Here is a 13,102-nt window from a genome sequence, read left to right on the forward strand (position 1 = left end):
GCTAGCGATCGCAGTACGATTGTGGGCATGGACGTCCCACGGGCGCAGGCCGCGCTCCGGCAGATCGCCAAAGGATTCGAGGAGCTCGCCACCGCCCTGGGCGGCCCCGAGGAGCCCGACGAGCCGGAGCGCACCGCCCGCGTCATCGCCGAATGGGGGCGCAGGGGGCTGACGAAGCAGGAGGCGTCGGCGCTGTTCAGGAAGCACGGCTTCGCCCCGCAGACCACCGGCGGCTGGGCCCGCGGCGACTGGATCGCGATCGGCGAGGACGGCCTGCGCTACCTCACCGGGCGATCGCACGACTGGCTGGAGGAACGGTCATGAGCTTCGCGGTACGCATCGCCGTACGCGGATATGAACTCGACACGCAGGGCCACGTGAACGGCGCGGTCTACCACCAGTACGGCGACCACGCGCGATGGGAGTGCCTGCGCGCGGCCGGGATCACCGTCGAGGATCTGCTCGCGTCGGGCGTGGGCCCGATCACGCTCGAGAACACCATTCGATACCACCGCGAACTGCGCGGCGGCGACGAGGTCGAGGTGAGCTGCGGGTTCGAGTGGGGTGCGGGCAAGACGTTCAGGATCGTGCAGGAGTACCGGCACGAGGACGGCGGCCTGGCGGCCGAGCTGACCAGCGTCGGCGGGCTCCTCGACCTGCGGGAGCGCCGCCTCGTGCCGGACCCGGCCGCGCGCTGGCGGGCGCTGGCCTCGGAGCCCGCGCTGCTCGGGCTCTGATCTCGGGCTTGCCCGCTACTTCTTGGGCTTGTCCGCGGCGCTGGAGTCGGTCGACAGGGCGGCCACGAACGCCTCCTGCGGCACCTCGACCCGGCCGACCATCTTCATCCGCTTCTTGCCCTCCTTCTGCTTCTCCAGCAGCTTGCGCTTACGGCTGATGTCACCGCCGTAGCACTTGGCGAGGACGTCCTTGCGGATCGCGCGGATGTTCTCGCGGGCGATCACCCGGGCGCCGATGGCCGCCTGGATCGGCACCTCGAACTGCTGCCTCGGGATGAGCTCGCGCAGTTTCTTGGCCATGTCGACGCCGTAGGTGTAGGCCTTGTCCTTGTGCACGATCGCGCTGAAGGCGTCGACCGGCTCGCCCTGCAGCAGGATGTCGACCTTGACCAGCTCAGCCTCCTGCTCGCCCGCGGGCTCGTAGTCGAGCGAGGCGTAGCCGCGGGTACGGGACTTCAGCTGGTCGAAGAAGTCGAAGATGATCTCGCCCAGCGGCAGCGTGTAGCGGATCTCGACACGGTCCTCCGACAGGTAGTCCATGCCCAGCAGGTTGCCGCGCCGCCCCTGGCAGATCTCCATGATCGCGCCGATGAACTCGGCCGGAGCCAGGATCGTCGACTTCGTCACCGGCTCGAAGACCTTGTCGATCTTGCCGCCGGTCGGGAACTCCGACGGGTTGGTGACGGTCAGCTCCTTGCCGTCCTCCATCTCCACGCGGTAGACGACGTTGGGCGCCGTGGAGATCAGCGACAGGCCGAACTCGCGCTCCAGCCGCTCGCGGATGATCTCCATGTGGAGCAGGCCGAGGAAGCCGACGCGGAAGCCGAAGCCCAGCGCGGCCGACGTCTCCGGCTCGTAGATCAGCGAGGCGTCGTTGAGCTGCAGCTTGTCGAGCGCCTCGCGCAGCTCCGGATACTCGTCGCCGTCGATCGGGTAGAGGCCCGAGAACACCATCGGCCGCGGGTGGTCGTAGCCGGCCAGCATCTCCTTCGCGCCGTGCACGGCCGAGGTGACGGTGTCGCCGACCCGCGACTGGCGCACATCCTTCACGCCGGTGATCAGGTAGCCGACCTCGCCGACGCCGAGGCCCTTGTCGGCGACCTTCGGCTCCGGGGAGATGACACCGATCTCCAGCGTCTCGTGGGTGGCCTGCGTGGACATCATGGTGATGCGCTCGCGCTTGCCGAGGTGGCCGTCGAAGACGCGTACATAGGTGACGACGCCCCGGTAGGTGTCGTACACCGAGTCGAAGATCAGCGCGCGGGCGGGCGCGTCGGCGTCGCCCACGGGCGGCGGGACCGTCGCGACGACGTGGTCGAGCAGTTCGCGCACGCCCTCGCCGGTCTTGCCGGAGACCCGCAGCACGTCCGACGGGTCGCAGCCGATCAGGCCCGCGATCTCCTCGGCGAACTTCTCCGGCTGGGCGGCCGGAAGGTCGATCTTGTTGAGGACCGGGATGATGTCCAGGTCGTTGTTCATCGCGAGGTAGAGGTTCGCGAGCGTCTGCGCCTCGATGCCCTGGGCGGCGTCGACCAGCAGGATCGCGCCCTCGCACGCCTGCAGCGAGCGGGACACCTCATAGGTGAAGTCGACGTGGCCGGGCGTGTCGATCATGTTGAGCACGTGCCCGTCCCACGGCAGCCGCACCGCCTGGGACTTGATCGTGATGCCGCGCTCGCGCTCGATGTCCATTCTGTCGAGGTACTGAGCACGCATCGAACGGTCGTCGACCACACCGGTGATCTGCAGCATGCGATCGGCAAGCGTGGACTTGCCGTGGTCGATATGCGCGATGATGCAGAAGTTGCGGATCAACGCGGGGTCGGTCTGGCCAGGCTGATTGCGCACCGAAGTCCGTTTCGACAGGGTTGAGGTCAAGCGTCTTTCATGGTGACATGCCCGGGTGATTGCCCGAACCGTCATCCGCCGCGGCCTGCGCGTGCTCGCGCTTGCCTTGGCCATCGTGGTCGTGCTGGTCGGCGTGGTCGCCGCAGCGTTCCGAGTCCAGTTTACCGGCGAGCCCGCGGACTGGGCCAAGAGCACCGGTAACGACGCTCTGTGGATGGGCCACATGTGGGTGGACGGCCGCCGCACGGAGCAAGACGTCAAGAATCTGGCGGTACGGCTGCGCAGTACCGGCATCAAGGACCTGTACGTCCACAGCGGCCCCTTCAAACGCGACGGAACCCTCGACATGGGCGCCATCTCCACCGCCAAGAGCTTCGTGGCCTGGGCGCACAAGCATCTGCCCGACGTCCGTGTCTCGGCCTGGCTCGGCCAGAAGGTGGACGGCTTCCTCGACCTCGGCTCCCCCGCCACCAGGCAGAACATCCTCACCAGCGTCACCGCCATCATCGCCCTCGGCTACGACGGCATCCACTACAACTTCGAGCCCATCGGCTCCGACGACGCCGGCTTCCTCGACCTGCTCGACCGGACCCGGCCGCTGACCGACCTTCTTTCGACGTCGACGCCGCAGATCGAGCCCTACCCCCTCATGCGACCCGTGACCAGGGTCTTCCTGGACCACGACAAGTATTGGTCGCAGGGATACTTCGGCGAGGTGGCCCGGCGCGTCGACCAGGTGGCCGTCATGGCCTACGACTCGGGCATGCCCCTCACCTCCCTGTACGGCGGGCATGCCGTACGGCAGGCCAAGCTCGCGCTCGACCTCGTGCCCGACACCAAGACCGTGCTGCTCGGCGCGCCCGCCTACCACGACCACGGCATCCCCTGGGGCGACTCCGCCGAGAGCGTGGCCGACGCGGCGCTGGCCGCCCGCCTGGCCATCACCAGCAAGGGACCGCGCGAGCGATACGGGCTGGCCATGTATGTAGACTTCGCGGCGACGGAGGAGGACTGGCGCGAGTACACCACGGAGTGGCTACGCTCGGAGTCGTTGATTTGAGCGGCGACCTGAGTTATTGGTAGCCTGTTCAACTGCGTGTGGCGCGCCCTCTCTCGAGCCCGCGCGCCCCATCCATCACCAGATTCTCACCGAGGCTTCTTCGTGGCGAACATCAAGTCCCAGATCAAGCGCAACAAGCAGAACGAGAAGGCTCGTCTGCGCAACAAGGCCGTCAAGTCGTCCCTGAAGACCGCGGTCCGCAAGTTCCGCGAGGCCGCCGAGCAGGGCAACGTCGAGGAGGCCGCGGCAGCTCAGCGTGTGGCTTCCCGTCAGCTCGACAAGGCAGTGAGCAAGGGCGTCATCCACAAGAACCAGGCCGCGAACCGCAAGTCGGCGATCGCCAAGCAGGCCGCCGCGCTGGCTGCCAAGTAGCCTGACGCCTTCCTGGACGCCGTGCCCCCGGGTAGGGGTGCGGCGTTTCCGCGTACCCGAAGGGCAAAGTGTTTCGCGCGTCCTTCCCGTCGAGCCGCGGGCTCGACCCTGGTCGGCCTCGCTCCGCTCGGGCTGCCTATCTGCGGCCCCACCCGTTGCCCGGCCAGTTGGATCCCACCCTCGCTTCGCCCCCGGAAAGCGACTGGGCCGTCGAGCCGCCTTGACCCCGCGCCCGTCGTCGATGCTCTGTCCAGAGGGTTCCAGATCTACCTTGCCGGCACGGCACCTGAGCTGGACGCCCGGCGCCGAGCAGGTTCGGCATCACCGTGACCCCGGCTGGTCAGCACATGTGGATCGACGTCCCATGGCGGATCGTCGAACCAGGTAGTGGTCACTTCGGCGGAACCTCTCCGTCTCTGCGGGCCGGGGGGTTCTAGGCAGCCCGTCCCCCGCCGGTTCGCGGGGACGGGTGCGGGGCACTCAGTGTGGACCGGACCCCATCAGATTGTGGAGGTGACGGGCCACTGGATCGTGGGGGTGGGCGGCGAAGGATATGCGTAGCCAGCCGTCGGCGTCGATCTGGAGGAGGTCGTCGCGGATGGATGGGTCGGCGCCGCGTTCCAGGAGCAGGCGGATCACGGGGAGACGGCCGCCGGTGATGGCCCAGTGCAGGCCGGTTCGTCCGAGGTAGGGCGCCACGTCTGGATGGACTCCCCGGTCGAGGAGCCAGCGCACGACCTCGATCCGGCCGTGCTGGCAGGCATGGACGAACGCCTCTCCCACGATCTCCTCCGGATCGTCGGCCGGCGGCAGCCGGGAGGGGAAGCCCGCGCCGGTGTCGGCGAGGTCGGGGCGCGCCGATGCGGCGTCCGGCCGGAGCAGGCCGTCCGCGTCGAAGCAGGCCCGCACCAGATCCAGGCGGCCGCAGGCTGCGTATGTCCAGAGTGCCTGCGGCACGATCGCGTGTACGGCGAGCAGGTCGACGACCTCCGTATGGCCGTGATAGACGGCGTTCTCCAGCGGGGTGACGCCCAGCACCCGGGTGCCGGGGTCGGCGCCGGCGTCGAGCAGGAGGCGCGCGTATCCGACCCGGTTGTGGCGGGCGGCCCAGGTGAGCGGGACGTTCAGGTCGGTGGCTTTGCGGAGCAGGACGGCGACCGCGGCGCGGGGCACGCCGAGTTCCCTGCCGAGCCGGGCACCGGGGATCATCTCGGAGCCGGCGAGCATGTGCAGCAGGGTGTCGGCGTGCTCGGCGGTCAGGTGGGCCAAGCCGTCGGTGTCGCCGGCGAGCAGGGCTTCGGCCTCGCGGTGCAGCCGCCGCCGTCTGCCGCGCCGTTCGCCGAGATCGCGGCGGGACTTCTCGGTGAACGTCAGGAGCTCCTGCCAGGTCGGGAGGCCGAGCTCGCGCGCGATGATCAGCCGCGCGTCGCGGAGCGCGGCGGTCGCGGCGGAGGTCGCGGTCGCGTGCCGGGGCACGTGGGCCCGCAGCCGCCGCAGCGCGCCTGGGTCGCCGCGGCGCAGCTCGGCGAGGAGGGTGCCGGCCATCGAGGCGTAGATCCCCGGCCTGACCCCCATGAGGCGGGAGACCGGCCGTTCTTCTGTGGTGCCGCGGCTTTCGAGGTGGGCGCGGAACTCGGCCCAGGTCCGGAACCCATGTTCCTGAGCGAGCACGTGCTGGGCGTCGCTGAGCAAGAACCGTTCGCCGGCTCGTTCGCCCAGCATGTCGGCGACCCGGGTTCCGGCCGCCGCATCGCCCGCCGCGTACGCGTGACGCAGGTGTTTGGCCTGCTTGCGGTAGTACTCGACGTTCGGATGAGCCGACAGCTCGAAATGACGATCGGACATCGCAACCTCCATCGTCGCCGAGGTCCGCTGGCCCGGCCGGAAGAGGTTGATCTCGCTTGGTGCGTTGAGGTGGGAAAATCCCTGCCCGCGGACTGGCAGCGCCCTCGCACGCTCGTTTCAGAGTAGTCCAAAAACCGGTTGTTCTCGCCTGCGGAGCCCAGCACAATCATGGTCGTGATCTTTCGGGGCCGCCTGTCGTGAACCGCACTCTCCGTGACTACGCCCGCGCCGACGAACCCTCCTGGCTGCGCTGCCGGGTCCTGGCCTTCCTGCGCACCGCCTACTTCGACGACGTCGCCCCGGCGAAGCCCGCCATCGCGGCCCCCGGCTCGAACAGGCCCTGACGCGCGTCCGCGCCCTGTCCACGGTGACCATGATCGACGCCTGGACGCGGGACGACCCGGACGCCCTGTGCTGGTATCGGGCGATGGGTTTCCGCGAGAGCGACCAGTACCTGCACGTCTACGCGACGGCCGGCGAGCCGGAACGCGCGCTCACCGGCGCGCGGCCGGGCCTGCACCCGGTGTCGGTGTTCCTCCACGCAGGCCTGGCCGAAGAGGAGCGGCTACGTCGCGAGTTCGCCCGGGTTCATGTCTGCCGTCGCTTTTCCGTCGCGCTCTGACCCGCTTCCAGTTCCGCCGCCCGGCGGAGGTCCTTGGGGCGGCCGATGGCGCGGCGCATCAGGATCAGGTCCTCCCGGCAGGCGTAGTGAACCTCCAGTCCGCCCGGTCCGGCCGCGGTGATCGCGCGGTCGAGGAACGCTCCGACCTGAAGGCCGCCCCAGGGGAGCGCCGGGGTGCAGCAGTCGCCACCGGCTCCTGGCGAGGTGAACTGAACCTTGGGGCGGAGAAACGACTCCGGGTGAAGGGGTACGGCGTCGCCCGCTTCGTCCATCAGCCGGGCGTGGACGGCGGTGAAGGCGGCCGCCAAGGCCGGGGCGTGCGCCGGCAGGCCGTCCCAGAGCAGGTCCAGGTCGCCGGTCAGTTCGGCGGATCCGTGCATGATGCCGGCGACCTGCCCGATCACCACGGCCCGGACGCCGTGGTGGTGAAGGGCTTCGAGCAGCGGGAAGGGGTCGAAGCCGAGGGCGCCGTCCGTGCCGATCGTGCCGATGTCGTCGTCGGCGTCCTGGTGACCCAGGCCGGTGCCCGCCCGGTTCAGGGCCAGTTCACGGGTGCGCCGGGCGGCGGCGCGGAGACGCGCCAAGGGCTCGTTGATCATTCGGGCATCCAACACCTGGCCCTGCTCATGACGCACCCGCATTTCAGGGAATGTCACGATTTCCGCATCACATGGGAATCTCGGCTGGATCACCATTAAGTCCGCCGCCATTGCCCGCCCCCGATGCTCCCCTGATGGTGGACCCATGCGGGGGCTGTTTGTCATCAGACGGGCGTTGAGCGAGCCCCTGCTCCTGCTGGCCGCCTTCTTCTCCATCCTCCTGGCCACCGCGACCCTGGTCGCCCTGACGATGTACGCCTCCACGACCACCGAGGCGGGCGTGCGCCGTACCATGGCCACCGCCGCGATCCCGGACAAGGCGGCGGTCCTGTCCGCCCCGGTGACGAAGGAGAACTTCCGCCAGATCGACGCCATGGTGCGCGGGCAGGTCGAGCGCGCGTACCAGGGCCTGCCCGCGGCGGTCACGGCCACGGCCAGGTCGGCCACGTACGTGGCGCCGGGGCAGCTCGGCCGCAAGACGCCGGAGCTGTTCACCTTCGGCCTGTACGAGGATCTGGGCGAACACGCCAAGCTGGTCGCGGGGTCGTGGCCCCGGCAGGGGAGCGTGGTGGAGGCGGCGGTCTCGCAGCCGGTCGCCACCGCGCTCGGGCTGGCACCCGGCCGGACGTTCACCACCCGGGGACGGGTGGACAAGGCGCCGGCCACCGTCCGCGTCTCGGGGATCTTCCAGCTCGACGACCCGTTCGGGGAGCGGTGGTTCGCCGAGCCGCTGCTGGTGCGCGGGGCGGAGGTGGGCAACTACACCACGTACGGCCCGCTGGTGGTCGCGCCCGAGACGTTCCTGGAGCGGTTCGCCGACCATGTCACTGTCACCTGGCTGGCGGTGCCGGACCTGCGGGGGCTCCAGCCGGACCGGCTCGCGGCGTTCGCGGCCGACGTCGCCGGGACGAAGGAACGCCTGGCCCAGGCGGGCTGCGTCAACTGCGGCGCCACCTCCCGCCTGCCCGAGGTCATCGCCCAGCTCGACACCGCGGCGCTGGTGGCCCGTTCGACCATGCTCATCCCGGTGCTCCAGCTCGTCCTGCTGGCGGGCTACGCGCTGATGCTGACCGCCCGCCTGCTGGCCGACCACCGGCGCATGGAGGCGGCGCTGCTCCGGGCCCGGGGTGCGGGCAGCGTGCGGCTGGCGGTGCTCACGGGCGCGGAGGCCTTACTGGTGGCGGTCCCGTGCGCGGTGGCGGCGCCGTTCCTCGCGCCGCTCCTGCTCGAAGCGGCGAGCGCGGGAGCGGCAGGCGCGGAGGTGGCAGGCGCGGGAGAGGCGGGGGTTCGGGCCGGGCTGGGGGCGTTCGTGGTGGCGGCGCTCGTCGCGGGCGCCTGTGCGGTACTGCTGGCGCTGCCCGCCCTGGCCGGGGCCCGCTGTACCTACGTCGAGACGCAGACCGCGCGCGCCCGCAGAGGGCTGGTGCAGCGGGCCGGGGCCGACCTGGTGCTGGTGGGGGTGGCGGCGCTGGCGATCTGGCAGCTCCGGCACTACGGGGCTCCGGTGACGGCTACCGCGGCGGGCGGGCTGGGGGTCGATCCGCTGATCGTCTCCGGCCCGGCGCTGGCGTTGCTGACCGGAGGGCTGGTGAGCCTGCGGCTGGTGCCGCTGGTCTCCGGGGCCGCCGAACGGCTCGCCGCCCGGCGGACGGGTCTGGCCCCCGCCCTGGGGGCGATGCAGGTGAGCAGGCGGCCGCTGCGGTACGCGGGCCCGGCCCTGCTGCTGACCATGGCCGTGGCGATCGGCGGCCTGTCGCTGGCCACCGCGGCCACCTGGCGAGCCTCCCAGAACGACCAGGCCGCCCACCAAACCGGCGCGGACCTGCGCATCTCCGACCCGCCCGAGAACCACGAGCTCGGCGTCCTCGGCCGCGGCGGCGCGTTCGCCGCGCTGCCGGGCGTGAGCGCGATCAGCCCGGTCTACCGGGGCAGCGCCGACGTCGGCGGCACGGACGTGACGATGCTCGGCGTGGACGCGGCCACGATCGGCGGCATCCTGCGCCTGCGCGCCGATCTGTCCGCCGACCGGGTGCCGGACATGGCGAAACGGCTGCTCGCCGGACGTCCCGACCTGCCGGTGATCCCGTTGACGGGTGACCATCTCCGGCTCGGCGTCCGGCTGGAGGCGGAGGAGCCGGTACCGGCCAAGGTCAGCGTCGTGGACGGGCTCGGCGTCTGGCGGGAGCTCGCCCTCGGACCCCTGGAGCCCGGCGCGCGTACGCTGGAGATCGACCTGCGCCCGCTCTACGGCCGCACGGGCATGGCAGGCCCCCTGTCCCTGCGCGGACTGACGTTCGACCTGCCGGTCCCGGCCAGAGGCACGGCGACCGGGATCACCGTGACCGGCCTGAACGCCCCAAAAGGCGCCCCATGGACCCACGCCGTCCAGCGCCCCGGCCGCCTGCATGGCGGCAAGCTCACGCCAACCCCCGGCGGCTTCACCATCGAGGTACCGGCCCCCAAACCCGCAGAAGCTCCCGCGGACCCACAGCCACTGGTCGTCACCCTGGGCAAGGGCCATCTGATGGCCCCGCCGAGCGATCGGCGCCACCCGCTGCCCGTGGTCGTGTCACGGGACCTGGCCACCATCATGAAGGCGCGCGTCGGCCAGGTCACCGCGGTGGCGATCGAGGGCCGCAACACCGCGGTGCGCGTCGCGGGCATCGTGGACGCGCTGCCTTCGACGGCCGCCGGACGGCCCGCCGTACTCCTGGATCTGCCCACGGCGCAGGCCCGTGACCAGGCGTGGGCGCTGCCGCCGAAGCCCGTGACCGAGTGGTGGGCCGCGGCGCGCGGCGGCGACACCGCGCCCGCGGTGGAGCGGTTGCGGCGCACGCCCGCGTGGGGCGCGAGCGTGGTGGATCTGCCGTCGCAGGCGGCGAAGCTGCGTGACGACCCGCTGGCGGCGGGGCTGGAGGGGGCGCTGACGCTCGGGTTCGCGGCGGCGCTGGCGTTCGCGGTGCTCGGGTTCCTGGTGAGCGCGGCGGTGGCGGCGCGCGAGCGGGCCGGTGAGCTGGCGATCCTGCGGGCGCTGGGGATGAGCGGGCGGCAGATGTTCTGGTTGCTGGCGGTGGAACAGGCGTTCGTGATCGGGCTGGCCATGGGGGCGGGGATCGGGCTGGCGGTCGTGGTGGGGTACCTGGTGGTGCCGCACATCGTGCTGACCGGGCAGGCGGCGGCCGTGGTGCCCGCCGTGACGCCGGTCTTCCCATGGGCAGCCACGCTGGCGATGGCGTTGGCGGTCTGTGTGGTGTTGTTCGGCGTGGTCGCGGGGCTGGCGGGCAGCCTGCGCCGCCGGGCGCCGCTGGTCAGGGAGGACCTGTGAACCCGCTGCGCCTGGCCAGGACGCACGCCGGGGCGCTGGCCGTGCTCGCCGCCCTGGTGGCCGCGGCGGCGCTGCTGGTGGCGGCGCTGCCGAAGATGATGGAGGCGGCCTACGACCGGGCGTTCGCGCACTCGGTGGGCTCCGCGTCCGCCGACTGGACCGACCTGACGGTCGAGTACTCCACCCAGGACGACCCGCCCGAGCACCGCACCGCCGCGGACTTCGCGCGGCGCGACGAGCGGCTGCGCGAGATCCTGCCGCCGGTCCTGCGCCGGATGGTGGGCCCAGGCCATCAGCGGGCCTCCACGTTCAACCTGCCCGTGATGAAGGGGCCGGCGGCGGACGGCCCGCTGTTCGTGGACCCGACCTGGGTCTCCGGCGTCGAGCAGCGCATCCGCTACGTGGCCGGCCGGCCCCCGGGCGCGTCGGACGGCAGGCGCTTCGAGCTCGCGATCGTCAGGTCGGCGGCCGAGGCGATGAACATCCGGGTCGGCACCCGGCTCCAGCTCGGCACCGTCGGCGTCATCGACGCCACCGTCACCGGCCTGTTCGACGTCACGGACCCCGGCGACCGCTTCTGGGACCACAACCGGGCCGTACGCGCGGTCAACCGCGTGCCGATCCCCGGCAGCGACATCTACGAACTGCACGTCGACGCGCTCATCTCACCGGAGAGCCTGCCGGTGCTCGGCGGTGGGGAGCGGCAGATCCACTACGCCTGGGTGATCCCCGTCGACACCGCCAAGGCCACCGCGCGGGACGCGCCCGCGCTGCCCGCGGCGATCGCCGAGTACGACCGGCTGGCCGGCGTCGAGGCCGCCGACCCGTGGAACCGCTTCGTCCTCATCACCCGGCTGCCGGAACTGCTGGGCAGGTTCCTGGGCGAGCTGGCCACCGCGCAGACCGTGATGACCGTGGTGCTTGGCGGGCTGCTGGCGGTCTCGCTGTGCGTGGTGCTGCTGGCCGTACAGCTGATGGTGGAGCGGACGGACCGGGCGCTGGCGCTCGCGCGGGCGCGCGGTGGATCGCTGCGGCAGGTCGCGGGCGCGGGGACGGGCCTGGTGGCGCTGGCCGCGCTGCCCGCCGCGCCGGCCGGATACGGGCTGTCCTACGCCGTGCCGGGCCCGCTCACCCCGATCGTGCACGCCGGTCCCGCGCTGATCGCCGCCGCCGTGGTGGCGGGCGCCGCGGCGCTGCTCGCGGCCCGGCACCGGGCGCCGCTGCACGAGCGGCGCGCCGACGTCGTGGCGGCCCGGCTCTCACCGGCGCGGATCACCGCGGAGGCCGCGGTGGTGGCGCTGGCGCTCGGCGGCGCGTTCCTGCTGCGCCTGCGCGGGCTGGCGGTCGGGGACCCGTTCCTGGTGCTGGTGCCGTTCGGGCTGACGGTGGCGGTCGCGGTGATCACCGTGCGCTGCTACCCCTTCCCCCTCCGCCTCCTGGTACGGCTGGCCGCGCGCCGTCGCCGGGCGGTGCCGTTCCTGGGTCTGACGCTGGCGGCCAGGGCGCGCTCGTTCTCGGTGCTGCCGGTGCTGGTGCTGCTGCCCGCGCTGGCCGTGTCGGTCTTCTCCGCGGTGGTCGCCTCGGGCATCACGACCGCCCAGGAGCACGTGGCCTGGAACGAGGTCGGCGCCCACGCCCGCCTGCAGGCCTCCGGCGTGTTCTCCCCGGAGGCGGTCGAGCGGGTGCGCCGGGTCCCGGGAGTAAAGCGGGTGGTGCCGGCGCAGATCGCCACCGTGCGGATCGCCGAACGCCATCCCACGCTGGTGGCCATCGACCTGGAGGCCTACCGCGCGATCGTGGCCGGCACGCCGCTCAGGCCGCCGGGCCCGCTGCGCGACGGTCCGGGGATCCCCGCCCTGGTGCCGCCCGACCAGGTGGGCGCCGAGCTCACGATGACGTGGAACCAGCAGGTCAAGCTGCGGCCCCAGGGCTCGGTGACCTCGTTCCCCGGGCTGGGCGACCTGCGGGAGTTCGTGGTGACGCCGCTGGACGTGCGAGCGCGGATGGGCCGCGAGGTGGAGATCACCACGTTGTTCGTCGAGGGCGACGGCGTGGCGGCGGCGGACCTGGCGCGGGCGGCGGGCGCGGGCGTGCGGGTGCGCACGTTCGGCGACGCGCTGCGGGCGATCGAGGACGAGCCGCTGACGGCGACGGTCCAGGTGGTCTTCCGCGTGGTGACGCTGGCGCTGGGCGGCTACGCGCTGGCGGCGGTGGTGCTGGCGCTGGTGGTGGGCGCGCGGGAGCGGGCGCGGGCGCTGTCGTTCCTGCGTACGCTCGGGCTGTCGGCGGGGCAGGCGCGGCGGCTGACGGTGCTGGAGGTCACGCCGATGATCCTGCTGACGGCGCTGGCCGGTCTGGGGCTGGGTCTCGGGCTGGAGCCGGCGCTGGGCCCGGCGATCGACCTGTCGGCGTACGCGGGCGGGGCCGCGGTGGCGGGGACCGAGGTGTGGTGGCCGCTGCTGCTGGCGGCGACGCTGGCCCTGGTGTCGGTTCTGGGGGTATACGTCCACATTTGGCTGGGCCGCCGGGCGGCCGTGGGCGCGATACTTCGCGTGAATGAGTAACAGCGTCCAGGTCCTGTGCGATTTGTGTCACAGTTTCGATATCACATGCGCATCGCCGCAGCGTATCGGGTGCGCATCCCTTATGAAGATCACCTTGCCCTCGACTCCGCCGATCCTCAAAAGTTCACTA

11 protein-coding genes are annotated in these 13,102 nt (G+C 71.8%); 8 read left to right on the top strand and 3 right to left on the bottom strand.

The window, feature by feature from the left end; translation table 11 throughout:
* The first annotated feature begins 27 nt into the window (after window positions 1–27).
* Together ACIBHY_RS32355 and ACIBHY_RS32360 are read left to right on the top strand one after the other, a co-directional pair.
* Window positions 28–324 (top strand): hypothetical protein, encoded by a 297-nt coding sequence (locus ACIBHY_RS32355; RefSeq protein WP_379616603.1) that lies wholly within the window; start codon window positions 28–30, stop codon window positions 322–324.
* The gene (locus ACIBHY_RS32360) at window positions 321–737 is read left to right on the top strand and encodes an acyl-CoA thioesterase (RefSeq protein WP_397248599.1); all 417 of its coding nucleotides are present in this window, start codon (window positions 321–323) and stop codon (window positions 735–737) included. Before ACIBHY_RS32355 ends, ACIBHY_RS32360 begins: the two co-directional genes overlap by 4 nt.
* Window positions 738–752: 15 nt before the next feature.
* On the opposite strand, the gene lepA is transcribed toward ACIBHY_RS32360, so the two are convergent.
* Window positions 753–2,585, bottom strand: a complete 1,833-nt coding sequence (gene lepA / locus ACIBHY_RS32365; protein ID WP_397248597.1) for a translation elongation factor 4 — start codon at window positions 2,583–2,585, stop codon at window positions 753–755.
* 55 nt (window positions 2,586–2,640) lie between these two features.
* Here lepA and ACIBHY_RS32370 point away from each other — a divergent pair, with 55 nt between their 5' ends.
* Both ACIBHY_RS32370 and rpsT read left to right on the top strand, forming a co-directional pair.
* Window positions 2,641–3,645: a hypothetical protein gene (locus ACIBHY_RS32370; protein WP_397308684.1), complete on the top strand. Its 1,005-nt coding sequence runs from the start codon at window positions 2,641–2,643 to the stop codon at window positions 3,643–3,645.
* Window positions 3,646–3,747: 102 nt separating this feature from the next.
* Entirely contained in the window at window positions 3,748–4,017 is a 270-nt protein-coding gene (rpsT, locus tag ACIBHY_RS32375; protein ID WP_184966628.1) for a 30S ribosomal protein S20, read from the top strand.
* Between the two features lie 480 nt (window positions 4,018–4,497).
* Here the strand turns inward: rpsT and ACIBHY_RS32380 are convergent, their stop codons facing one another.
* Window positions 4,498–5,862: an ankyrin repeat domain-containing protein gene (locus ACIBHY_RS32380; RefSeq protein WP_397308685.1), complete on the bottom strand. Its 1,365-nt coding sequence runs from the start codon at window positions 5,860–5,862 to the stop codon at window positions 4,498–4,500.
* Between the two features lie 197 nt (window positions 5,863–6,059).
* Here ACIBHY_RS32380 and ACIBHY_RS32385 point away from each other — a divergent pair, with 197 nt between their 5' ends.
* Window positions 6,060–6,206, top strand: a complete 147-nt coding sequence (locus tag ACIBHY_RS32385) for a hypothetical protein (protein WP_397308686.1) — start codon at window positions 6,060–6,062, stop codon at window positions 6,204–6,206.
* Between the two features lie 23 nt (window positions 6,207–6,229).
* Window positions 6,230–6,484, top strand: coding sequence for a hypothetical protein (locus ACIBHY_RS32390; protein ID WP_397308687.1), 255 nt, complete (start codon window positions 6,230–6,232; stop codon window positions 6,482–6,484).
* Here the strand turns inward: ACIBHY_RS32390 and ACIBHY_RS32395 are convergent.
* Window positions 6,451–7,083 carry a hypothetical protein gene (locus ACIBHY_RS32395; RefSeq protein ID WP_397308688.1) on the bottom strand — a complete coding sequence of 211 codons (633 nt, stop codon included), beginning with the start codon at window positions 7,081–7,083 and terminating at the stop codon, window positions 6,451–6,453. The genes ACIBHY_RS32390 and ACIBHY_RS32395 overlap by 34 nt on opposite strands.
* A gap of 145 nt (window positions 7,084–7,228) precedes the next feature.
* On the opposite strand from ACIBHY_RS32395, the gene ACIBHY_RS32400 reads away from it, so the two are divergent.
* Together ACIBHY_RS32400 and ACIBHY_RS32405 are read left to right on the top strand one after the other, a co-directional pair.
* Window positions 7,229–10,408: an FtsX-like permease family protein gene (locus tag ACIBHY_RS32400; RefSeq protein ID WP_397308689.1), complete on the top strand. Its 3,180-nt coding sequence runs from the start codon at window positions 7,229–7,231 to the stop codon at window positions 10,406–10,408.
* On the top strand, window positions 10,405–12,972 hold the full coding sequence (locus tag ACIBHY_RS32405; protein ID WP_397308690.1) for an FtsX-like permease family protein: 2,568 nt from the start codon (window positions 10,405–10,407) through the stop codon (window positions 12,970–12,972). The genes ACIBHY_RS32400 and ACIBHY_RS32405 overlap by 4 nt, the downstream gene beginning before the upstream one ends.
* The last annotated feature ends 130 nt before the right edge of the window (window positions 12,973–13,102 follow it).

The sequence above is a fragment of the Nonomuraea sp. NPDC050547 genome, assembly GCF_044457345.1.
In the GTDB taxonomy this organism is placed as follows: Bacteria; Actinomycetota; Actinomycetes; order Streptosporangiales; family Streptosporangiaceae; genus Nonomuraea.